Origin of the sequence: Chitinophaga sp., from assembly GCF_019236475.1 — a bacterium.
GTDB lineage: Bacteria > Bacteroidota > Bacteroidia > Chitinophagales > Chitinophagaceae > Chitinophaga.
This window is the reverse complement of sequence record NZ_JAFAIX010000003.1, coordinates 272,236-294,482: the sequence shown is the minus strand read 5'-3', so window position 1 is coordinate 294,482 and position 22,247 is coordinate 272,236. Positions and strand designations below refer to the sequence as shown.

General features: G+C 46.0%; 22 protein-coding genes. 5 read left to right on the top strand and 17 right to left on the bottom strand.

Annotated features, from left to right (window positions below; all coding sequences use genetic code 11):
• Positions 1 to 69: 69 nt before the first annotated feature.
• From JO154_RS03410 to JO154_RS03370, 9 genes are read right to left on the bottom strand one after another with little or no spacing between them, the layout of a single operon-like run.
• Positions 70 to 1,059 (bottom strand): hypothetical protein, encoded by a 990-nt coding sequence (locus JO154_RS03410; protein WP_291941834.1) that lies wholly within the window; start codon positions 1,057 to 1,059, stop codon positions 70 to 72.
• Positions 1,060 to 1,085: 26 nt separating this feature from the next.
• Positions 1,086 to 1,622 carry an HAD-IIIA family hydrolase gene (locus tag JO154_RS03405; protein ID WP_291941833.1) on the bottom strand — a complete coding sequence of 179 codons (537 nt, stop codon included), beginning with the start codon at positions 1,620 to 1,622 and terminating at the stop codon, positions 1,086 to 1,088.
• A gap of 15 nt (positions 1,623 to 1,637) precedes the next feature.
• A complete protein-coding gene (locus tag JO154_RS03400) occupies positions 1,638 to 2,339 on the bottom strand; it encodes a nucleotidyltransferase family protein (protein ID WP_291941831.1) in 702 nt (233 codons plus the stop codon).
• Positions 2,339 to 2,914: an SIS domain-containing protein gene (locus JO154_RS03395; protein ID WP_291941830.1), complete on the bottom strand. Its 576-nt coding sequence runs from the start codon at positions 2,912 to 2,914 to the stop codon at positions 2,339 to 2,341. Before JO154_RS03395 ends, JO154_RS03400 begins: the two co-directional genes overlap by 1 nt.
• A gap of 14 nt (positions 2,915 to 2,928) precedes the next feature.
• Entirely contained in the window at positions 2,929 to 3,951 is a 1,023-nt protein-coding gene (locus JO154_RS03390; RefSeq protein WP_291941828.1) for a dehydrogenase, read from the bottom strand.
• A 23-nt stretch (positions 3,952 to 3,974) separates the two neighbouring features.
• A complete protein-coding gene (locus tag JO154_RS03385; RefSeq protein WP_291941826.1) occupies positions 3,975 to 5,120 on the bottom strand; it encodes a glycosyltransferase in 1,146 nt (381 codons plus the stop codon).
• Complete coding sequence (locus tag JO154_RS03380; protein WP_291941825.1) at positions 5,120 to 6,073, bottom strand: glycosyltransferase family 2 protein; 954 nt, start codon at positions 6,071 to 6,073, stop codon at positions 5,120 to 5,122. Before JO154_RS03380 ends, JO154_RS03385 begins: the two co-directional genes overlap by 1 nt.
• Before the next feature lie 27 nt (positions 6,074 to 6,100).
• Positions 6,101 to 6,592: a DUF4199 domain-containing protein gene (locus JO154_RS03375; protein ID WP_291941824.1), complete on the bottom strand. Its 492-nt coding sequence runs from the start codon at positions 6,590 to 6,592 to the stop codon at positions 6,101 to 6,103.
• A gap of 43 nt (positions 6,593 to 6,635) precedes the next feature.
• The gene (locus JO154_RS03370; protein WP_291941822.1) at positions 6,636 to 7,889 is read right to left on the bottom strand and encodes a dihydroorotase; all 1,254 of its coding nucleotides are present in this window, start codon (positions 7,887 to 7,889) and stop codon (positions 6,636 to 6,638) included.
• Between the two features lie 122 nt (positions 7,890 to 8,011).
• On the opposite strand from JO154_RS03370, the gene JO154_RS03365 reads away from it, so the two are divergent.
• Together JO154_RS03365 and JO154_RS03360 are read left to right on the top strand one after the other, a co-directional pair.
• Positions 8,012 to 9,007, top strand: a complete 996-nt coding sequence (locus JO154_RS03365) for a hypothetical protein (RefSeq protein ID WP_291941821.1) — start codon at positions 8,012 to 8,014, stop codon at positions 9,005 to 9,007.
• A 57-nt stretch (positions 9,008 to 9,064) separates the two neighbouring features.
• Entirely contained in the window at positions 9,065 to 11,227 is a 2,163-nt protein-coding gene (locus JO154_RS03360) for a DPP IV N-terminal domain-containing protein (RefSeq protein WP_291941820.1), read from the top strand.
• A gap of 155 nt (positions 11,228 to 11,382) precedes the next feature.
• Here the strand turns inward: JO154_RS03360 and JO154_RS03355 are convergent, their stop codons facing one another.
• The 3 genes from JO154_RS03355 to JO154_RS03345 form a co-directional block, all read right to left on the bottom strand.
• The gene (locus JO154_RS03355) at positions 11,383 to 12,054 is read right to left on the bottom strand and encodes a DUF1349 domain-containing protein (protein ID WP_291941819.1); all 672 of its coding nucleotides are present in this window, start codon (positions 12,052 to 12,054) and stop codon (positions 11,383 to 11,385) included.
• 32 nt (positions 12,055 to 12,086) lie between these two features.
• The gene (locus JO154_RS03350) at positions 12,087 to 13,202 is read right to left on the bottom strand and encodes an SGNH/GDSL hydrolase family protein (protein WP_291941818.1); all 1,116 of its coding nucleotides are present in this window, start codon (positions 13,200 to 13,202) and stop codon (positions 12,087 to 12,089) included.
• Positions 13,203 to 13,633: 431 nt separating this feature from the next.
• Positions 13,634 to 14,656: a LacI family DNA-binding transcriptional regulator gene (locus tag JO154_RS03345; protein WP_291941817.1), complete on the bottom strand. Its 1,023-nt coding sequence runs from the start codon at positions 14,654 to 14,656 to the stop codon at positions 13,634 to 13,636.
• 393 nt (positions 14,657 to 15,049) lie between these two features.
• Between JO154_RS03345 and JO154_RS03340 the strand changes: the two genes are divergently transcribed.
• A complete protein-coding gene (locus JO154_RS03340; RefSeq protein ID WP_291941816.1) occupies positions 15,050 to 15,913 on the top strand; it encodes an OmpA family protein in 864 nt (287 codons plus the stop codon).
• 37 nt (positions 15,914 to 15,950) lie between these two features.
• Here the strand turns inward: JO154_RS03340 and JO154_RS03335 are convergent, their stop codons facing one another.
• Positions 15,951 to 16,445, bottom strand: a complete 495-nt coding sequence (locus JO154_RS03335) for a DUF2867 domain-containing protein (protein WP_291941815.1) — start codon at positions 16,443 to 16,445, stop codon at positions 15,951 to 15,953.
• 79 nt (positions 16,446 to 16,524) lie between these two features.
• On the opposite strand from JO154_RS03335, the gene JO154_RS03330 reads away from it, so the two are divergent.
• Both JO154_RS03330 and JO154_RS03325 read left to right on the top strand, forming a co-directional pair.
• Positions 16,525 to 17,001: a DinB family protein gene (locus tag JO154_RS03330; protein WP_291941814.1), complete on the top strand. Its 477-nt coding sequence runs from the start codon at positions 16,525 to 16,527 to the stop codon at positions 16,999 to 17,001.
• Between the two features lie 27 nt (positions 17,002 to 17,028).
• Entirely contained in the window at positions 17,029 to 17,547 is a 519-nt protein-coding gene (locus tag JO154_RS03325; protein WP_291941812.1) for a hypothetical protein, read from the top strand.
• Here JO154_RS03325 and JO154_RS03320 read toward each other — a convergent pair.
• Genes JO154_RS03320 through JO154_RS03305 form a run of 4 tightly spaced genes read right to left on the bottom strand, consistent with a single transcriptional unit; the run spans position 17,542 to position 22,242 of the window.
• Entirely contained in the window at positions 17,542 to 18,540 is a 999-nt protein-coding gene (locus tag JO154_RS03320) for an L-histidine N(alpha)-methyltransferase (protein WP_291941810.1), read from the bottom strand. The two genes, JO154_RS03325 and JO154_RS03320, sit on opposite strands and share 6 nt — an antisense overlap.
• A gap of 28 nt (positions 18,541 to 18,568) precedes the next feature.
• Positions 18,569 to 19,720 carry an ergothioneine biosynthesis protein EgtB gene (gene egtB, locus JO154_RS03315; protein ID WP_291941809.1) on the bottom strand — a complete coding sequence of 384 codons (1,152 nt, stop codon included), beginning with the start codon at positions 19,718 to 19,720 and terminating at the stop codon, positions 18,569 to 18,571.
• Between the two features lie 8 nt (positions 19,721 to 19,728).
• Positions 19,729 to 21,294: an ABC transporter permease/substrate-binding protein gene (locus JO154_RS03310; RefSeq protein WP_291941808.1), complete on the bottom strand. Its 1,566-nt coding sequence runs from the start codon at positions 21,292 to 21,294 to the stop codon at positions 19,729 to 19,731.
• 3 nt (positions 21,295 to 21,297) lie between these two features.
• Complete coding sequence (locus JO154_RS03305; RefSeq protein WP_291941807.1) at positions 21,298 to 22,242, bottom strand: ATP-binding cassette domain-containing protein; 945 nt, start codon at positions 22,240 to 22,242, stop codon at positions 21,298 to 21,300.
• Between the last annotated feature and the right edge of the window lie 5 nt (positions 22,243 to 22,247).

Genomic DNA, 22,247 nt, shown 5'->3' with positions numbered 1-22,247 from the left:
GGACGACGAAAAAAACAAAAACGGGATGGACGTTTCGACGTCCATCCCGTTTTTGCTACAGCTTATTTTTTATTTTTGCTTAGGCTTTTTAATGCCTGTTGGTTGCTTGGCTGGTGCCGCTTCCTGGTTGTAATCATCCACGCTTTTTGGATTCGTCATGCTTTTCTTTTTAACGTCCATAGGTTGTGGAACTGGAGGACCTTGCCCTAGCGGGATAGCATCGTGAAAGATCTTTTCTACATGTATCCATTGTCCCATCATCCATTTGAAGCCTTCGTAGTCCATATCTGACACCAGGGTAAATTTCTTCTCCGGCTCATTACTTTCAGAAATAAGGTGATCAAATATGATCATGTCTTTTTCTTTATTGTAATTCAGGCTAATGCTGCTTTCCTTTTTGTATTCCAGGATAAACCTATTCCTGGTAGGCTGTTTCACGCTATCCTGACTGAAACTGAAGAAAGGCCCGCCAAATACTGGTTGTCCGTTTTTGAAGGTCAGCATTTCAATGATTTTCTTCTGGCTGCGTGGATTATTTGCATCCCAGCCGAAGAGGGTATAATATTCCTTGTTGAAGTAATGTTTTTGTTCAATCCGATAATAGAGGCAACCATACCAGGATTTGTTATCTGTGATGGTATCCGGATTGGTCATATAATCAGAGGCATCGAAGAGTGGAAAGAGCTTCAGTTGACCATCCGGAGTATTCATCTGGATGGCGCCATAGTGGCGATAGAAGCCATTTTCCCTTTCCAATGCCCAGGTAAAGATACGGAAGGAACTGTCTGTCGGATATTGAATAGAGACTGTTCGCAGCGAATCGAACCGATATTTAAAGGAGTATTTGCTCTTCAGTGCTCGTACGAGGGTTGGGATAAAGGCATCGCAGGCTTGCTGGCGGCCGTCATCGCCTTTTCCGCTGAAGATTTCCTGGCTTAACTGCTGCAGGGTATCCTGGTAGTGTCGCAAGTGCGCTTTAGACGCGGCGTTTGGTACCTGGGCTTGTGCTTGCAGGATAGGGCAGGAGAGTAGGATAAACAGTAATATTTTTTTTACCATACTTATTATACGGTTACAGGACGAAATTATTGTCTTGCTAATGATGGAAGGCTCCTGGCAAAATCGAGCAGGGAATCACATCTTTGATCGATCAGTGGGTGTGGAACCTGCATATCCGGAAGGGTGGAGGGGATGAAAACTGTTTTCATCCCCAGGTTACGTCCGAATTGCATATCTCCCATTGTATTGCCAACCATTATTGATTGATTGAAATCGATCTCGGGGAAGTCTTCCTTGGCTTGAAATGCCATTCCATTTTGTGGTTTACGACAAGGGCTGTCATTATCCACGTCTGGGCAGTAGTAAATTTTATCGATACGACCGCCATGCTGGCGGATTTCAGCTAGCATATGGGAATGGATATTGTCCAAACCTGCGGGAGTGAGAAGGCCGCGTCCGATGCAGCGCTGGTTGGTGACGATGACAATACGATCAAAGTGATGGTGGAGGATACTGAGTGCTTGGAGCACGCCATCGCTGAAGCGGAACATATCCCATTGCAGGACGTATCCGCCTTTAATTTCGTCGTTGATGACACCGTCCCTGTCCAGAAATAAGGTCATGATTGAATACTAACGTTAATGGTTATACGGAAGGTATCTGGCAGCAGCCTGATAATCTTCTGGAATACCGATATCGATAAAATAGGTATCGCTGATAAAGCCGTAGAGCTGTTGGCTGGCTGCCATTGGTTCTAGTACTTCTTTTTCGAAAGAGAACTTTCCCGGTAATTGGAGACTCTTCAGATAGGTGGCGCTGGTAAGATAAACGCCGCCATTGATCAGTCCTGCTTCCATGAATTGTTTCTCTCTGAAAGCGGTGATGAGGGCATTTTCATCCTGTGAAACAGTGCCATAGCGGTCGAACTGCACCATCGGCTTCAGCGCTAAGGAAAGGTGGCTTTTATGCGATTGATGGAACGCATCGAATGCGGGGAGGTTCACATCAAAATAAGTATCTCCGTTAACGATGAAGACATTATCCCCTTCTACTTTTCCTAGCGCGTATACGATGCCGCCGCCAGTGCCAAGGGGTTCTGGTTCTATGGCGAAAGATACGCGTAAGGGCAACCGTTGGCTATTACACCAGTCTATCACTTGTTCGGCTTTATAGCCGAGAGAGAGGATAGCATGGGTAATTCCCTGTTGGTGTAGGTAATGCAGGAGGTAGAAAAGGAAAGGCTGGTCACCTATGGGCGCCATGCACTTTGGTTTGTCAGCAACTGCACTGCGAAGGCGGGTACCGAGGCCACCCGCCAGTACGATACATTCTGTTGTCATTAGGAGAACAGGTTGTTTTCTACTATTTCACAGATGATATGACCGGTAGTGATATGCGCTTCTTGGATGCGAGGCGTATCAGTGGAGGGCATATTGAGCAGGTAATCGCTGCCATCTTTCATTTTTCCGCCGGTTTGGCCAGTCATGCTAACGATGATCATGCCTTGTGCTTTGGCCACTTTCATGGCTTCCAGGATATTGGAGGAATTACCGGAGGTGGAAATACATACCAGTACATCGCCTTTGCGGCCGATGCCGCGCAGGATACGTGCGTATACTTGGTCGTATCCATAGTCGTTGCCCACGGCTGTCATGTAGGAAGAGTTGCAATGCAGTGCTTCCGCATAGAGTGGGGTACGATCTTTATAGAATCTGCCGGAGAATTCGGCGGCGAGGTGCTGGGCATCCGCGGCGCTGCCTCCGTTTCCGCAGAACAGAATTTTATGGTCTTCGCGGAGGCTGTGGGTAATTACATCCGCCACTTGCCGGATGGTTTCCAGCAGTTGTTCATCCTGAGCGATAGCTTCCTTTACGGCAATACTTGCCTTCAATCTGTTAACAATTTCTTGCTTCATCGGGTAAAGTTAAATTAGATGCTCCAGGTTTGAACACCATTATTGGTAAAATGATAACGTTTAACATCTCCGCCGAATTTGCCCAGGGCATCTACTACGGCGAAGCGGGTATTTTTCGGGCAATAGAAGATCATGAAGCCTCCACCACCTGCGCCGGAGATTTTACCGCCACTGGCGCCGGCATTGCGGGCTGCCTCATAAATCTCATCCAGTTGTGGATTGGAGATTCCTTTTGCCATTTTTTTCTTGTATTGAAAGCCATAGTCCAGGATTTCCCCGATCTTATCGATGGAACCGCGTAGCAGGGCTTCTTTCATCATCACAGATTGTTCTTTGAGATGATGCATGGCGTCAATGGAGTCGTCTTTCTTTTCGTTTACATTTTTCTGTTGTTCAGAGATAATGCTAGAAGAGAGGCGACTGGTAGAAGTATAGAAGAGCACCAGGTTATTTTCCAGTTCGTGGAGATATACGTCCTTGATGCGGAGCGGGTTCACGATTACTTTATCGCCGGCATAGAATTCCATGAAGTTCACGCCACCGAAAGTAGCTGCATACTGGTCTTGTTTGCCGCCGGCCTGTTTAAGGTCTTCTCTTTCAATAGAGTAGGCCAGGTGGGCCATATCGTATTCACCCAGGGGGAGTTTCAGCCATTCCGCGAAGGCGCCGAGTACAGCCACTACTAGTGTAGAGGAGGTGCCGAGGCCGGAGCCAGCAGGTGCGTCCACGAAGGTGGTCAGCTTGAACCCAGAAGGGAGCTGGCCATAGTCTTTATACAGGCGGTTTACCACTCCTTTGAGGATATCCAACTTGCCATCTAATGGCAGGGGATAGGTTGCATCGTAGGAGAGGGATTCTCTTCTGTCAGCAGATTCAAAAATCACTTTGTTCTCTGTCAGCGGTTCGATGGAAGCGCGTGCATAGAGAGATATGGTTGCATTGAGGATAGCGCCGCCGTATAAGTCGGAATAAGGACTTACGTCGGTGCCGCCACCGGCAAGGCCTATACGTAGAGGAGCTTTACTTCTGTAAATCACGCCTTTGTTTTGGTTTAGATATCTTAAGAAATGTTGTCGGCTAATTTATGAATTTCTGTGGCCAGGCGATGCCAGGAATATTTTAATTTTTCCTGTTGCAAGGCAGCTACCATATCGGCTTCGCGGTTTTCCACGAAATATTTCTCGATGGCAGCGGCGATGCTTTGCGGATCGGGCTCACATTGGAAGCCTACTACGCCGTCTGGTACCATTTCCGTGAGTCCACCTACATTGGTGACCACCATTGGTTTATCAAAGTGGTATGCGATCTGCGAAATACCGCTTTGGGTGGCACTTTTATAGGGTTGTACTACTAGATCTGCGGCACAGAAATAATTTTTAACTGCTTCGTTGGGGATGAAATCTGTATGCATGAGTACGCGATCGCCTAGTTGCAATTCCTGTAGGAGTTGCTGATAGGGAGCGGCATCTTCATAGAATTCACCGGCTACAATGGCATGTATATCCAGTTTTTTCAGGCGTTCATCGGCCATGGCTTTGAGCAGGAGGTCCAGGCCTTTGTAGGCGCGGATAAAACCGAAGAACAGGATATATTTTTTACCTGGTTGTAGCTTTAAATTGGCTCTAGCAGCCTCTTTAGAAATTTGTTCCCCATAGTTATCATAGATAGGATGGGGAATGAGGGATGCCGGTTTATTGGGCTCAAACACGCGGAGATCGTTGAGTACAGATTGACTCATCGCGATAAATGCATCCACGGGTTTGAGGAAATATTTTGTAAAGGGGACATCACCCGGGCGTTTTTCGTGGGGTACCACGTTATCCAGGATGGAGATTACCTTGGTATGATGTTTCTTTTTACCGAGTCGCAGTAGGCTTCCGAAAGCGGGGCCCATGATGGGTAGCCAGAATTTGACAATGATGATGTCTGGGTTCATTTTGCGGATAGCGCGGCCTGCTTTGAGCCAATTCAGCGGGTTGACGGAATTGACAAGGCGTTTGATGCGCAGGTGTGCGGGTGCTGGATCGGTAGAGTACTGGCTTTTGCCTGGGAAAAGTAATTCCGGGTATTGGACGGTGAAAGTGAATATTTCCACCTCATGGTTTTCCTTTTGCAGTTCTTCTGCCAGTCTTTCATTATACGCAGCAAGCCCACCCCGGAAGGGGTAGGCTGTGCCGATGATGAGTATTTTCTTTCTTTGCGTCATTAGATCGTGTTGTCCATTCTTTCTTCTACTAGGTAGATATTACGTTCTGTGGCATTGCGTGTCACCAGTTCGCCGATAAAACCTGTGAGGAATAATTGAGAGCCTATAATCATTGCCAGCAGGGCTAGGAAGAAGATAGGTCTGTCGGTCATATTGTATTTATCGTAGAAAATTTTCGCGAAGCTGAGATATCCAGCGATTACAAAACCCAGGATAAAGAAGAAGGTCCCAAGGGCACCGAAGAGGTGCATGGGTCTTTTCCCAAATTTCCCGATAAACATGATGGTAGCGAGGTCGAGGAATCCGTTGATAAAGCGTTCCAGGCCAAATTTGGTGGTGCCGTATTTGCGGGCTCTGTGTTCTACTACTTTTTCACCGATGTTACGGAAGCCGTTCCATTTGGCGATGACAGGGATGTACCTGTGCATTTCGCCGTACACTTCTATAGACTTCACTACTTTCCTGCGGTAGGATTTGAGGCCGCAGTTCATGTCGTGTAGTTTAACGCCGCTCATGCGGGTAGTGGTGTAGTTATAGAGTTTGGAGGGCAGGTTTTTGGTAAATGCGTTATCGTAGCGTTTCTTTTTCCAACCGCTGACGAGGTCATAGCCATCTTCGATGATCATGCGATAGAGGTCTGGGATTTCATCCGGACTATCTTGCAGATCTGCGTCCATAGTGATGACAACGTCTCCTTGGGCGGCCGCGAACCCTTCATTGAGGGCGGCGGACTTACCATAGTTGCGTTGAAATTTGATGCCTTTGATTTGTGGGTTTTCTGTTCCAAGCTGTTGAATGACCTGCCAAGAGTTGTCTGTGCTGCCATCGTCGATCATCCATACTTCATAGGAGAAGTGGTGTTCCCGCATGACACGGTCGATCCAGGCGGCCAGCTCTGGTAGTGATTCTTCTTCGTTTTTTAAAGGAACGATTACGGATATGTTCAAACTCATTGATAATTTCTCCTTGATAATATTTTCTTAGCCCTGGGCCTTTTGTTCTTTGGGCGCTACCGCTGCTCCGATCAGGGAAGCGATTACACCTAGGATCATGTAGGTGAACAGTATTCCACCAATGGCAAACACAAAATACATTCTACTTGTCAGCTCCAGTGCTTTCTGAATGGCATCTTCTGGTGTCTTGTTTAATTCCATTTGCTTACGAGCTGCTTCCAATGTTTGCTCTTTCATGTCAGGGAAGATGATCAGCATGACAACTGTCAGCAGGATGGAAAGCACGGTGATCACAGCCGTTGTTTTAAAACCATTAGCGAAAATGGTTCCGAAAGTTTGTCCTGCATTTTTCTTTCCGAAATCAAGACAAGCAAGAATAACGCCTACGGCTAGCAGCAGCATGCCTACCCATCCGGTCCATCTCTCCATGTTCAATTTCATGAAGTACATGACGAGGTTATAAACAAAAAGGACGAGGGCAGTAACTATTCCGTAAGGAATGTGGTTTTTGTTTGACATAGCAACAAATTGTTTTATGGATGTAGGAATATAAGAACCAGGTTTATTTTGTTACTTGCCCATTATTCACTACAGCTACGGCTCTACCTTTTAGGGCTGCCCCAATATACGCTGAATTTCTGGACCTGGAAGCAATATCTGCCTCCGTGAAAATCCATTCTTCATCAGGGTTGAACACCGTAAGGTTGGCTACAGCACCTTCCTGGAGGGTAGGTTGTTGCAGACCGAATATTTTACGGGGTTTGTCTGTCAGCATGGAAATCAAATGTTCCAGTGGTACTTCCGGTAGGTGTTTGCGGATGACACCGAAGCTACTTTCCAAGCCGATCATACCATTTTTTGCATATTCGAACTCGACTACTTTAGCATCCCAGTCTTGTGGCAGATGATGGGTAGCAAAGCAATCGATAATACCGTTTTTCACTGCATCCTGTAAAGCTTTCACATCATCGGCGCCTCTGAGGGGAGGGTTTACTTTCAGGTTGGTATCGTAGTTCACCAGGCTGGCATCTGTCAGCGACAGGTGGTAAGGTGTTACAGAACAGGTTACCTTGATACCCTGCGCTTTGGCCGCAGCGATCATTTCCACTGATTTGCGAGTGGTGATACCGGTGATATGCAGGTGTGAGTCTGTATATTTTGCTAGTTCTATATCACGTTGAACGATCAGTTCTTCTGCCAGGGCAGGTTTGCCAGGCATACCCAGTTGTGTAGAGTAGATACCCTCATTCATGAGGCCGTGTGCAGAAACGCTATGGTCGTCTGGGAGCTGGATCAGGGTGCCGTCGAAAGCCTTGATGTATTGGAGGGCTTTCAGGAGCAGGCCGGGTGATTGCAATGGTTTCCAGCCATCGGAGAACGCTACGGCGCCGGCTTCTCTCATTTCATACATTTCAGCTAGTCCGGTACCTTCCAGATTTTTGGTGGCGGCGCCAATTGGCAGCACATTCACAGCGCTGTGGCGTGTTTTGCTGATGACATATTCTATCTGCGCTTTGGTATGAAGGGCGGGTTGGGTATTGGGAACTACCATTACGGTTGTATAACCACCTCTTGCCGCTGCCTTGACACCAGTGTAAAGGTCTTCCTTATATTCCTGGCCTGGGTCTGAAAAATGAGAGAAAATATCCATCCAACCTGCTGAAACATGCAGGTTTTCACCTGAAATGACAGTAGCGTGGTTATCCTCCAGGTGGTCTGCCACTTGGTGGATAATACCGTTCTGAATGGAAATGTCTTTTTGCTGCCCATGGAAAGGAGAGGAAGGCGCTAAAATTCTGACGTTTTTGAGTAACATGTGCATCTGTAAGTCTGTTCTAAAATATCGAAACCGATCCAAAAATACCGCAGCAAATGTAGTACAAAACTGTTAATGAAAGAGGGGAATCCCTACATTTAAGCAGCTTTATTCAGGTTGGTATGGTTCTTGGAAATGCAGGGGTAGCAGATCAAATAACAACAGCGATGGATTATATTCAAACCCTCATCAGCCGGATATGCGACCGATCAGATCAGCTCCAGGAAACTCAGACAATTAGCTGGCAGGCGCTCCGGGAGGCCGAACAACTAGCCAATCATGCCTACATTCCCGTTCTGTATCAATACATTGAACATGAAGAGAACAAGGAAAGGAGGAGAGCAGCTTTGTATATCATAGCGCAACTGTCTCGCAATACAAATGACCCTGAAGTAATTCGTTTTTTAATCGACCGACTCAAAATAGAACAGGATGCCGATATGATTACCGGCATTCAACAAGACTTGGAACGAGGCCTGCCCATTCCTTCTTATATCAATGTACAGCCCTTGCTGAATAATGCGTTGTCTACCAATACCAACGTACGTAGATCCGCCCTGCTGGCCCTGAAAGGGACTAAAAACCCAGCGGTGGAAGAGTGGGTATTGCAAATATTACAACGTACTGTTAATGAATATGATATATATTATATAGCAGTATTGTTGAATAGAATTGCTACCCGCAAAAGCTTGGGTGCATTGAAACGGTTATTGGAGCATCACCGTTCTGATGTTAGGAGTCTTGCTTTTGCCACCATAGCCGACATAGAGCGGGAGAAAGAAGTCTTGTTCTATGCTCGTTGCCTGATGCGTGGACAGTTGAAATTTGAGGCCATGCAGGCGATTTATAAATATGCCGACGAAAATGCCATACAGGCGGTGATTAATCGTATCACAGAGTTACTGTCACGTAAAAGAACTGGTGAAACCCATCATCTCAATGGCGATTCCCACAAAAACGGCTTCACAGACCTGATGCTGGGCATGGAATTTCTTTGGAAGTTCCGGGCAGCAAAAGCGGAAGTGAAGAAAACCTTTTCCTGGATTACAGAAAAACGCGCCGATTACTTGTTGCCGGAAGAAAGGGAATGGATACAGCGTAATGGTGCTGTAGGCTGATTTCCCGCGGTAAACAGGCTTCTTTTGGTTACATTCGCATCCTAAAAAGTTAAAAGGATGAAAAAAGCGTTCCTAGTGCTTTTGACTGGATCTGTGATGAGTGCCTGGCAATATACCTATGCCCAGCAGCGGATGTACACTATGTCGGAAGCTACCAACAGGCTTCGCATGGAGCTGGCCCCCGAAAAGCTGAAAATGTTTGAATGGATTCCCGGTGAAAACGCCTACACAAGAGCAATTACAGCCAATGGTTCCACGGCCTGGGTGAAATACAGCGTTCCTTCCATGAAAGCTGATACCCTGTTGACTACCGCCAACCTGAATGAACAACTTTTCTCTGGAAGCCCGCTTCGTGGCCTCCCTCCGCTCAAATGGATCAATGCTACCAATGCCTGGTTTACCATGGCAAACAAGGTATATACCGTGACCCTGAAAGATGGTAAATGGCAAGGCAATACCTTGTGTACCCTTCCCGAAGGAGCGGAAAATGTCTCCCTAAATCCTAAAAGCAACCAGATCGCCTGGACTGTCAACAACAACCTTTTCCTCCGCACGGCCGATGGTCGTACCCTTTCCGTTACCAATGATGCCGACGCAAACATTGTGAACGGAAAAAGCGTACACCGAGATGAATTTGGTATCAACGGCGGTATATTTTTCTCTCCAAATGGCGACCAACTGGCTTTCTACCGTATGGACCAGCGTATGGTAAAGGATTATCCGGTGGTAGACTGGTCTGTGGTACCAGCGAAAGCCAACCTGATAAAGTATCCTATGGCTGGCGGTACTTCTCACGAAGTAACCCTTGGCATTTACCAACCGAGCACACAAAAAACGATATTTCTGAAAACTGGTTTGCCTGCAGATCATTACCTCACAGGGGTAACCTGGGCGCCGGATCAGCAATCTGTCTATATTGCTATTCTCAATCGTGAGCAAAACCATTTGTGGTTGAACCAGTACAGCACTGCTACTGGCGACTTAGTAAAAACGCTCTTTGAAGAAACGGATAGCAAATATGTACATCCAGAACATGGGCTGACCTTCGTTCCTGGCAAGAATGACCAGTTCATTTGGTATTCCGATCGGGATGGTTATCGTCATCTCTATCTTTACAATACCAATGGGCAGTTGATTCGTCAGTTGACAAAAGGTAACTGGGTGGTGAATGAGATCCTGGGCTTTAATGCTGGAACCGGCGAAGTAGTGATCAATACTGCGAAAGAAAGTCCAATGGAGAAGCATCCGTATGCCGTATTGCTGAAAACTGCTGCTATGCGCCGCCTGGATAATGCAGCCGGATGGCATGAAGCACAGTTAAGTCAGGATGGTAATTACTTGTTGGATGTTTACAGTGCAGCGAATGTTCCTGCTGTATCGCAGGTTTTGGCCGTAAAAGGTAAATGGGTGCAAACCCTGATTGACAGTAAAGATCCGCTGAAGGAATTCAAGCGTCCTGAAATCAAAAACATTACCCTGAAAGCAGATGATGGCACCCCATTGTATGGTAAAATCATTCTGCCGGTGGATTTCGATTCTACCCGTAAGTATCCGGTGATTGTATACCTGTACAATGGCCCGAATGTACAACTGATCAAGAACACCTGGCCGGCCAGTGGCAATCTTTGGTATGAGTATATGGCCCAACATGGATATATTGTGTTTACCATGGATGGTCGTGGTAGTCTTAACCGAGGAATGGCCTTTGAACAGGCTACTTTCCGTCAGTTAGGTACTGTGGAGATGAATGACCAACTGCAAGGCGTTGCTTACTTGAAATCACTGCCTTATGTGAATGCCGACAAAATGGGCGTACACGGCTGGAGTTTTGGTGGATTTATGACTACTTCGTTGATGTTGCGTCATCCGGAAGTGTTCAAAGCCGCAGTAGCTGGTGGTCCGGTGATTGACTGGTCTATGTATGAAGTGATGTATACCGAACGTTATATGGATACCCCGCAGGAAAATCCGCAAGGCTATGCGGATAATAATCTGCTGACCAAAACAAAAAATCTGAAAGGTCATTTAATGCTGATTCATGGTACCAATGATGATGTGGTGGTATGGGAGCATTCTATCAAGTTCCTGAAATCCTGTGTGGATACGGGTACGCAGGTGGATTATTTTGTTTACCCTGGTCATTTGCATAATGTGTTGGGGAAAGATAGGGTTCATTTGATGCAGAAGATTACAGATTACTTTGATCTGTATCTCAAATAGATCAATACTTTATAAGTGTTTTGTTTTCATTCTTCGGTCGGAAAACAAAACTACTCTTGTAGTTCCGCGCTCAGCGCGGAACTACAAGAGATAAAGCGAAAATGGGCGACATCTTCGATGTCGCCCGTTTTCGCTTTGCGGATATCCGAAAGAAATTACTCGCCAGTGTTACCGTTGGTAAACCCTTTAGGCACATATTGAATATCAGAGAAAATACTTTCGCAGCTTGCTCCCAGCGGTGACTGAGAAGAGAAGCCCAGCTTGATTTTGCCGGTAGGTTGAAAATTTACTTGTCTGGCAGCTATCCAGGTTTTTCCATCCATGGAATAGAACATACCGTAGAAATTTCCTCTTTTACTGAGGCGCATCCATACTTCATTCGTAGGTGCGACCGCGTTATTCGCATCGTCTGTGTAAGTGTTGGTGACGCCGGAGCAAACAGACTTGGTGCCGTAATGGCTTTTTTCAAAAAGGAATTTTATATAGTGGGTGCTATCTGCATAAACGAAAATAGCACCGCCATCATAGGTATCTTTGAAGCCTACTTTTAATTTCGTTGTTACCGTGAAATCCGCGTCTGGATTGAATAGCAGGATAGGAGCCGTAGTCATTTTAAAGTCTCCGCCACCGTAGTGGAAGAAGTCGGTTCCTTTTCCTGCTACAATACTTACATTATTGTTTTTAGCTACTGCGTTGGCGGGTTTATTCAGCCAGTAACCAGCGGAGGGAAAGCCTTTGAGGCGAATAGAGTCTTCCCCAGCGGCAAAAGCACGCGTAGAAATGGCCATGCCGAGTAAGGCTAACAGGAAAGTATATACGCTTTTCATGGGTGTCGATTTTTGGGTTTTATATTGTGAGACTAGGGTCTGTCTTTCGTCAGTTTTTGTAACGTTGGAAGGATGTGGGCTGCAAAGCGTTCCATACCTACATCTGTAGGGTGCACGCCATCAACGGTGCCTTCATGATCTTCACCAATAAAGTCTTCAGCGGTAGTATAGAAGAGGTTTTTAACGCCCAGTTTTTGCAGATCAGCATAAGCTTTTTTCAGTTCTGCTTGTTTTTTAAGCGCTATCTCTTTTACAGAAGGGGTAAAGAAGCCGCTTTCGTACATATAATTTTCCACCAGCAGAATGGGCACTGTTGGTTTACAGGCGCGGAGTTGTTGTACCAATTTCACAGCTCTTTCATGAATGAGATCCGGTGTAGTATTGGGATTACAGTCGATTACAAAAAGTGCAGGATCTGTTTCGCAGAGGGCTTCGCCCACATTGGATTCGAACATCCCGTTGCCGCTGAAGCCGAAGTTGATGATAGGGCGTTGCAGTTTACGTACGAGGATATTCGTGTAAGCCATGCCTGGCCTGGAAGCGCAGCCGCCTTGTGCGATACTACTGCCGTAATAAACGATTGGTTTTTTATCTAGGAGCAGTTGATTGGCTGGTTGGGTAATTGTAGCATCGGTGTTAACACCGATAGATAAGGAGTCCACACCATCGTATAATGGCAGGAAGAGGAGGTATTCGCGGTCTACCGCCACTTCTCCGTTTAGGAGGGTGCGTTCCGACCTGCCGGAGTTATCGGGGATACCGCTGTTTACAAACTGCCATTTGTTGTTTACCAGGGCATAGAGGTCCAGCCCTTTGATCCCGGTGGCTGTCATGTGATTCATGCTGGCATTGTTCTTCACTTTCCATTTAGCAGAGATGGTAGATGCATTGGAGTGGAATCGGATGGCGATACCGGCGGAATTGAGGCTGAGGGCCCATACTTCCGGGCGTACCGTGGCTTTGAATTTTTCCGGTAGGCGGTTATAGTTATGTTCCTGATGATACTTATCTATTACCGGGAATTCCATGGCATCGTGATAGACCAGCTCTGTTTTAGGTTTGGCCGGGTTGGATTGCGCGTTTAGTATGGTTGTTAGCAGAAGGGCTGGCAGCAAGGGTTTCAGCCGGCGTAGCAGCATTTTTTTCATCTGATAGAATGATTTACTGATTGAATTGGGAGCCAAGCTAATAAAAAACAATGGATTTTGCCAATTACGCAAACGCTTGCGTGGTTAACGCAAGCGTTTGCGTAGCTGATATATAAAAACAAATGCTTAAAATAGTGGTGCGATTAATAAAGAATGTAAAACTTCTTTACGCAGGAAAAGCAGCTTATTTAGAACAGTGAACAGTTCGGCGCATACAGTGAACAATTATCGCGCCAACAGTGAGCAAAAGATCGCATTTATCCAGATGCGTGTTACAGTGAATAACGCACACGCCATGTTGTGCAACAGTGAACAATTTATCTATTAGACAGTGAACAGAGTCGTGACCTGCCATGGTACAATTGCTATGGCTAGGTTTGCGGCGGAGGTCCTAGCCTTGCTAAACATCAGTATCCAACCATTTTTATTTTTTAGGTATGTAATACCAATTGCGACTCCATGATGCGTTGCTGATAATCGTTGAGTGCCAATGTGCCATTCAGGATATCTAGCAGCATGTTGGTGGCTGCCTGTCCTTGTTCGTAGGGAAATTGTTCTACCGATGCTGCCGGTGGAAAAGCCGTATAGCTACTCACCGGGGTATTGGCGTAAGATACAAAAGTGATGTCTTTATTTATTTCCAGTTTTTGTTTCAGGGCGTATTGCACTGCATCCATGGCTACGTAGTCGTTGAAAGTGACTACTGCTGTGACTTTTCTTTTCAGTTTCAGGAGGTGTTGCATAGCAGCAGCCGTACCGGCGGCCGTAAGGTCTGCATTCACGATCAGTTCTGGATCATATTTCAGGCGATGTTTGCCGAGTGCGCGGATATACCCCGCCGCTCTTTCCTTGCTGGCTACCAGTTGTTCTGGGCCGTTGATCATACCAATGCAGCGATGTCCTTTTTTTAGGAGGAAATCTACTGCTTGTACGGTACCAGATTCCAGGTTGCAGGAAACAGCGTGGATATTGGGAAGATCCGGGATACGGTCGAAGAATACCACTGGTATTTTCGCCTGTCGGAGCATTTCGAAATGATCGTAGTTGCGGGTATTTTTTCCGATGGAAACGATACAGCCGTCTACGCGGTGTTGTTTAAAGCTTTGAATAATTTGTTTTTCGCGGGCTTCATCATCATGCGACTGGCCCAGGAGTACTGTATAATTATTGCTATAGGCGGTGTCTTCGATGCCGCTGATAGCGCTAGAGAAGAAGGCTTCAGAGAGTTCTGGTAGAAGAATACCGATAGTGAATGTTTTACCTTGCTGAAAGAAAATGGCGGTCTGGTTGCGTTCGTATCCTAGTTCTGCTGCCAATTGCTGCACTCTGGCCTTCGTTCTAAGGCCAATACTGTGATGATCATGCAGTGCTCTGGATACAGTAGATACAGAGATATTCAGCCTTTTTGCAATTTCCTTTATTGTTGGTTGACCCGAAGAAACCACCTTTCTCATACATTTCAGCAATTATTGGAAAAACAGATACAGTGAACAAGCTGGCGGGTAAGTTACTCAGATAATCCTAAACATCCCTGCTTTTTTGTTGCTTAAAGTTAGTGAACAGAACAGTAACGAAAATAATAATAGTTTATAAAAATCGACATGTGTCTCTTTGCGTTATGGCTACTGGGCCTTGCGTGTTGGCCGTATTATAAATTAAATATTTACAGATACATGATTGCAATTATATTTAAATATATGTAACTAATCAAATTTTAATTCAGATCTCAAGGTTTTGTTAATTCAAGCGTATTCGGCCTCATATTTGCTTATGAGGCTGTAACTTGCCGACGTCCTTTTGTTAATCACACAACGATTTTTTCTCAGATTATAAAAATGTAAACTATTATGAAGATAGACCGTTTTATCCTGCCTGTGCTTGCTGTTACCACCGTACTGGCATCTTGTTCCGCTCCTAGAAAGCTGCGAGAATCTGAAGCAAGAAATGCCCGTTTAGACAGCCTTTATCGGGCTACAGCGGAAAAGCTGAAGCAATGTGACGAGGATGCTGCAAGAGCTGCGGCAAACTATAAGGATCGTATTCAGAACATGACGGATAAGCAACAGGCGTTACAGACAAACAATACGCAAATGTTGGAACACCTGAAAGAACTGTCAGTAATTTCCAGTTCTCAGGCGGAAAGTATCAAGAAATCACTGGACAATATCGGTGCAAAGGATGCATACATTAAGGACCTGCAAGGCGCTATTGCCCGCAAGGACTCTCTCAATATGCAGTTGGTGCTGAATTTGAAAGGCGCCATCGGTAACCTGGATGACAAGGATATTAATATCAAGGTAGAGAAAGGTGTGGTGTATATCGATATATCTGATAAACTGTTGTTTAAGAGTGGTAGTTATGAGGTGACCGACAAAGCGAAGGATGTATTAGGTAAAGTGGCGAAAGTATTGTTGAATCAGCCTGATATTGAGTTCATGGTAGAAGGTCATACTGATAATGTGCCTTATCGTCCGAATGTGCTGTTGGATAACTGGGATCTCTCTGTTAAACGTGCTACCTCTGTGGTGCGCATTCTCCAGAACCAATATGGTATTCCTCCTGCAAGGATGACTGCTGCTGGTCGTTCTGAGTTTGTGCCTGTTTCCAGCAACGATACACCAGAAGGTAAAGCGGCTAACCGCAGAACAAGAATCGTGATTCTGCCTCAACTGGATCAGTTCTTCAAACTGCTGGAAAAACCTGCTAAATAATATTAACGGAAATCATCATAATGAAAGAAGCCGCCAATCATTGGCGGCTTTTTTCGTTTTTATAAGTTATGATTCCGCGAAGCATGCCAGGGAAAATAAACCCATGAAATGGCCAGACACTCCACCAGTAAAGCTCCCCAGCCACTCCATCAGGAACATAAATGGCTGTTTGGACCAGTGTCTCCCCCAACACTTCAAAATGCAACCAGGCCTCACCAGGCACTTTCATCTCCGCTTGCAACAATAATATACCCGCTTGGCGATCGGCTTCCAGTACCCGCCAGAAATCAGTGTAGTCGCCTGTTTGCAGGGTGATGTCATCCTTTCTACCTCTCTGCATTCCTGGACCGCCTACTAGCTCGTCCATCCAACCACGGAGCTTCCAAAGGGGATTGCCATAATACCAGCCTCGTTTTCCACCGATGGCGAAAAAATTGTCGATCACCTGTTGTTTGTCGGTATACTTGGCAACGCGAATGTCTTTGTAATACTTCCTTCCCGAAATATATTTATCCCAATATGCTGTATTCATACTTTCAAATGCGGTGCAAAATTAGGTGTTCCATTCATGAAAAATGCTTACATTCAATAACACCTCAAATGTATGTCATATGGATCAGCAAAAACAAATTGTAAAATCTCTGAAAGACTTACTCCTGCTGGGAAACGCCCATGTTACCCTTACAGATGCCGTAAAACATTTGCCTGCTGAAATGCGTGGCGTTGTGCCAGATAATATGCCTTACAGCATTTGGCAGTTGGTAGAACATATTCGTATTACGCAGTGGGATATACTGGAATTTAGTCGCAATGCGCATTACAAGGAAATGAACTGGCCGCATGATTACTGGCCCAAAGAAACTGCGCCTAAAGATGATGCGCACTGGAAAAAATCACTGGATAAAATTAAAGAGGAGTTACATGATTTTATTGCCCTGTTGGAAAAACCGGGTGTAGACTTATTTGAGCCCTTTGGGCATGGAGATGGACAGCATTTGTTTCGGGAAGCCGTGCTAATAGCGGATCATACGGCTTATCACACAGGGGAAATCGTTACCTTACGCAGAATGATGAAATGCTGGCCTTGAGTCGGCATACTTAAAATGATGCTACCTATGACCCAAGATCAGGTTTTCAAGGCCTATAGCGATATTGATATCGACAGGCATGTGATGAAAGATGCCATTTTCAGGTGTACTACATGGTACCGTGGAGAGCCCATACCTGTACCAATGCAGCCAGCAGTACTGGAACAAATTAGCCTGACAGATGGAGAGCTGCCAATCGTACTTACATTTATAAATAACGACAACTGGTCTTTATTGACAACCAGGCACGTATATACTTTTCAGGAGAAAATACTTCATCCTGTGTCCAATGCAGAGATAGCAGGTGTTTCCTATTCATTGAAATGCAAAGTTTCCAAAGAGTTATATAGTCTTGAAACAGTGAGAAGGACGGACGGCACATCCATTCCTGTTTTTATTGAAACTGGGAAACCAAGTATGGTGATGTTCTATGGAATCGAACGCTCCATTTTCCGGGTAAGATGGTTTGTCCGCAGAAAAGAAATGGGGTTGCCATTAGTTCCAGCGGATGGCATCAAGGGGAGGCGTGATAGCGAATCATTATAGCGCCTGCCACAAACAATCCACAAACCAGTTACGCCGATCATGGAACTGCGCGAGTGGTTTAAATCCTCCCAAAGCCGCCAGTTGATCTATTTCCGCGGGATCATATTTTTGAGAGATCTCCATGTATAAAGGTTCATTTTCTTTAAAATTGATGATAACGTCATCGCCTATACGTACCTGTTGATTGCATAAACTGATCAGGTAACTTTTACAAGCGCCCGTCATGGGATCGTAGGTGGGGTAGTGTTCGAATTTAGTGGTATCGAAGTTTGCATCGAGTTCCCGATTGATTCTACGCAGCAGGTTGAAGTTGAATTCCCTGGTGATGCCTGCACTGTCATCATAAGCGTGTAATATCAGTTGCGGGTGCTTTTTCAGGTCGAAGCCGGTCAGGAGCAAATCCCCTGGCTGTAAGTGACTACGCAACTGTTGGCAGAAACTGCGTGCAGCCGTAGGCGTGAAATTACCGATGTTGGCCCCCATGAATAGCAAGACCTTCCTGCGGGAAGAGCGCTGGTTGACCGCTTCTAGCATATCGAAATATTCTCCTTGTAAGCCGTGGAACTGTAGCCCAGATAGCTTTTGCGGGAGTGAGTTGTTGAGTAGTTGTATAACGTTGCCGGATATATCAATGGGGTAATACGTATAGTCGGTGCCGTTATTGAGTAATTGTTGTAGCAAATGAACAGATTTGGAAGCGTCGCCGGCGCCGAGTTCCACGATATCATAACTGCCGGCATGCTGATCGAAAGCCGCAGCGATATTGGCGGATTGCTGCACCATGATTTCCATTTCACATTCGGTGAGGTAATATTCCGGGCATTGCATGATTTGCTGGAAGAGGAGGTCGCCTTCCGCATCATAGAAATATTTGGGGTCCAGGTATTTCTGTTGGGCGCGGAGGCCTTGTACTACATCATTGTAGAAGGCGCTTTTAAGACGGAATGTCCTGCAAACTGTTGCTGGTATTGGAATTACAGTAGTATGAGCCATAATGCAGTATTGTAATGTCTGTAAAAAATTAACCTTTTGCCAGTCGGATACCGGTAAACTGCCATCGCAAGGGAGGATGGAAGAAATTGCGGTATGTTTTCCGGCTATGATCGGGAGGGGTAACTTCTGAAGCGCCCCGCAGTACCATTTGGTTTACCATAAACTTCCCATTATACTCTCCAATGGCTCCTGGCGCCTTTTTAAATCCGGGATAGGGGAGATAGGCACTTTCTGTCCATTCCCATCTTTGGCCCCAATGGAATTGATCTGCGGCCGCTTCCCATTCAAATTCTGTGGGTAGTCGCAATCCTTTCCAGGCGGCATATGCCGCTGCTTCATAGTAGCTGACATGGCATACTGGATCGTCCGGATTCAATGGCTGTAGGCCTTGCCAGCCGTATTGCTGCCATTCCCCATCTATGTTATACCAGTATAGCGGCGCTGTTATTTGCTTTGTTTTCACCCAATCCCAGCCTTCCGCGTGCCAGTTGTGAAAATCCGTATAGCCGCCAGCGTTAATGAACGCTAGGAAGTCGGCATTAGACACCGGTTCTGAACTGATAGCATACTGCCCCAGGGATACTTCGTGTCTCCCTAATTCATTATCAAAACAAAAATCATTTCCCTTGTAGCCGATTTCATAAATACCTGCTGGCATATCTATCCATTTTTGTGGATGGCCACTATTGGCTATGGCAGCCCGATTGCGGTCGTACGGGGGCATCAATGGATTATGTCCGAGGATATATTTTATATCGGTGTACAGGAGTTCCTGGTGTTGCTCTTCATGATTCAAACCGAGAATCAGCAAAGGTTCCAGCGCTGCGGGGAAAGGGTGAGCCAATAGCCTTTCCATGGCATAATCCACATAGCGGCGGTACTGCATGATTTCTTCTACAGACGGCCTACTGAGATTTCCTCTATCAGTTCGGATAACGCGGGCTCCTACAGATTCGTAGTAACTATTGAAAACGAAGTTATACTGGTGATCAAATTCCGTATATCCAGTAACGTTTGGTAGCAGGATGAATGTTTCGAAGAACCAGGTAGTGTGGCCGAGATGCCATTTCGGGGGACTCACGTCTACCACTGGTTGTACTACATAATCCTCCGTTTTTAACGGCGCGCAGATAGATTCAGAACGTGCTCTTACAGTTTTATATTTTTCCAGTAGTTCCATAGTACATTTTAATTTTCAAGGTAACGGGCCAGATCTGATATAGAACGGATATGTAATGCTGTAGCCTGGTTTCGGCGCATCATGAGCGCATAAGTATTGTTAAAACCTATAGGTGGCAGCCATTTGATGTGGTATCTACTATCAAATTCCCGGCTTACATAATCGTACACTTTGTTTTTATCTGCGATCATCGAGTCGGTAACGGACCGGGGAGCTTGGAGGATTGCCAGCAAACCAGTACCGCTATATTCGGGATACAAGTCAAGCTGATTATTGTTCAATGCATCGAAACAAATTTTTGTGCCTCCGAGGCCCAGTTTTGTGCTGACAGCCAGATCGGTATGGCCTTCAATCAGCATTTTGTACATATTTGCCAGGATATAGCCGTCGCCAAAAATTTTACAGCCTATCCGGATGGTTCCCTTGTTGCCGTTGCGGGCGGGTTGCAGGAGTCCCTGGTTATGGAGGAAATCTGCCGCCACTTTTTCCGGGCTAAATTTCAGATAGTCCACCTGATAATTGAGCGCTGTCATTATGCTATCATTAATTGTACCAGCCAGGAGGTTAAGGGTAGGTGCCAGCTCTGGGAACTGTGAAAGTGTTTCTTCCCTGACAATGGGGGCAGCATAATATGGTGGAAAAATATGTTTGTCATCTTCGAGTACTACCAGGTCATAAGCTTTCGCGCGGCCGTCTGTACTGCTGCCGGAGATGATATCCACAGTTTTTTGAGCGGCAGCCTTGTACATAATCATATCGCTGATGACGAGTGGCTGCAAACGTATGCCGTACACCGATTTGAGGCCGATATTCCCATCTCTGCGTCCCATGAATTCAGGCGTGAAGCCTGCCTTTAATTTGCTATGGCCTTCGAATGGGAGCAGATAAAAGGAAGATAGGATCAAGATGATAGCCGGAAATACGTATAGTCGCCAGCGTGAGCGACCCGATTTCATATGTTGCAGCAGCCCAATGAGCCAATCGAATAGTATCGCTAGAAGTGCCGCTGGGATGGCGCCTGCGAGGATCATATTTGTATTATTCAGGGCAATTCCCCCGAAGATAAATTCTCCCAATCCACCTGCCGCAATATAGGCCGCCAGTGTAGCTACGCCTACATTGATGACGGTGGCCGTTCGGATTCCTGCCAATATAACTGGCATGGCCAGCGGTAATTGTACTTTATATAACAATTGGCGGGTGCTCATGCCCATTCCTGTGGCCGCTTCCGTAATAGCGGAGTCTACCCCGAGAATGCCAGTATAAGTATTCCTGATGATAGGCAGTAATGCGTAGAGGAAAAGGGCTACTATAGCTGGTTTAGCGCCGATACCCAATAAAGGGATCATAAAGCCCAACAGCGCGATACTAGGGATGGTCTGTAATACACCTGCGATGCCGAGTACAATACCTGACAATCGCTGGCGTCTGGAGATCAGAATGCCTAAAGGTAAACCGATTGCAATAGCGAGCAGAACGGAAATAAAAGTAAGGCCAGTATGCGTAATAGTTTGTTGCAGTAGCTTGCCGGATTCTTGATGTATGAAACTGAAAAATCCTATCTGTGGTTCCATGGCTTACTGTTTTTTGAATGTGTGTAGTCCATTCATGATACCGTCTCCGGTAATGGCTTTCACCTCGTTGTCCCAAGAAGCGATGAGTGCTTGTTTGCTGAGTGCCGCTAGGGCATTCCAACAGCTTTCAGTTGCTGCTATTTCTTGGTATGCCTGCGGCAGACGCGTGTCTGGCAGGGTGGCCCAGATATCTTTAATCTTCAGCGTGGAGAGTTCCAGATGGAGGCGTTGTCCGTCGAAGAAATGGCGTACAAAATCATTTGCTGGTTGGAAGAGGAGATCAGCAGGAGCGCCCAATTGCTGAATGCGGCCTTCATTCATCAGGCAGATACGATCTCCAAGTTCTACCGCTTCTTCAATATCATGCGTGACCAGGACTACTGTTTTTGTATGCAATTCATCCAGCGATTTGAACTCTTTGCGTACAGTCGTCCGCGTTAACGGATCTAATGCGCCGAAGGGTTCATCCATCAGCAATACCGGTGGATCCGCTGCCAGTGCGCGTGCAAGGCCTACGCGTTGTTGCTGACCGCCGCTGAGTGCAGCGGGATATTCCGCAGCAAAAGTATCAGGTGGTAATTTTAGTTTTTCCATCAACTCCATGCAGCGGGCCTTGATTTTATCTTTGTTCCATCCTAGCAATTCCGGAACGGTACTGATATTTTCCATCACCGTATAGTGTGGGAAAAGGCCATGGAATTGCAATACATAACCGATCCCTTTACGCAGATCAGTGGCAGGAATGGCGTTAATATTTTTTCCATTAACGAAAATATCGCCGGCAGAGGGTTCGAGCAATCTGTTGATCATGCGGAGGGTAGTGGTTTTCCCGCAGCCGCTGGTACCTAATAAAACCATAATTTCACCATCGGCGATTTCCAGCGAGATATCTTCCACAGCGTTTTTTCCATTTCCAAAAGATTTACTGACGTGACTAAGTTGTATCATTCAAA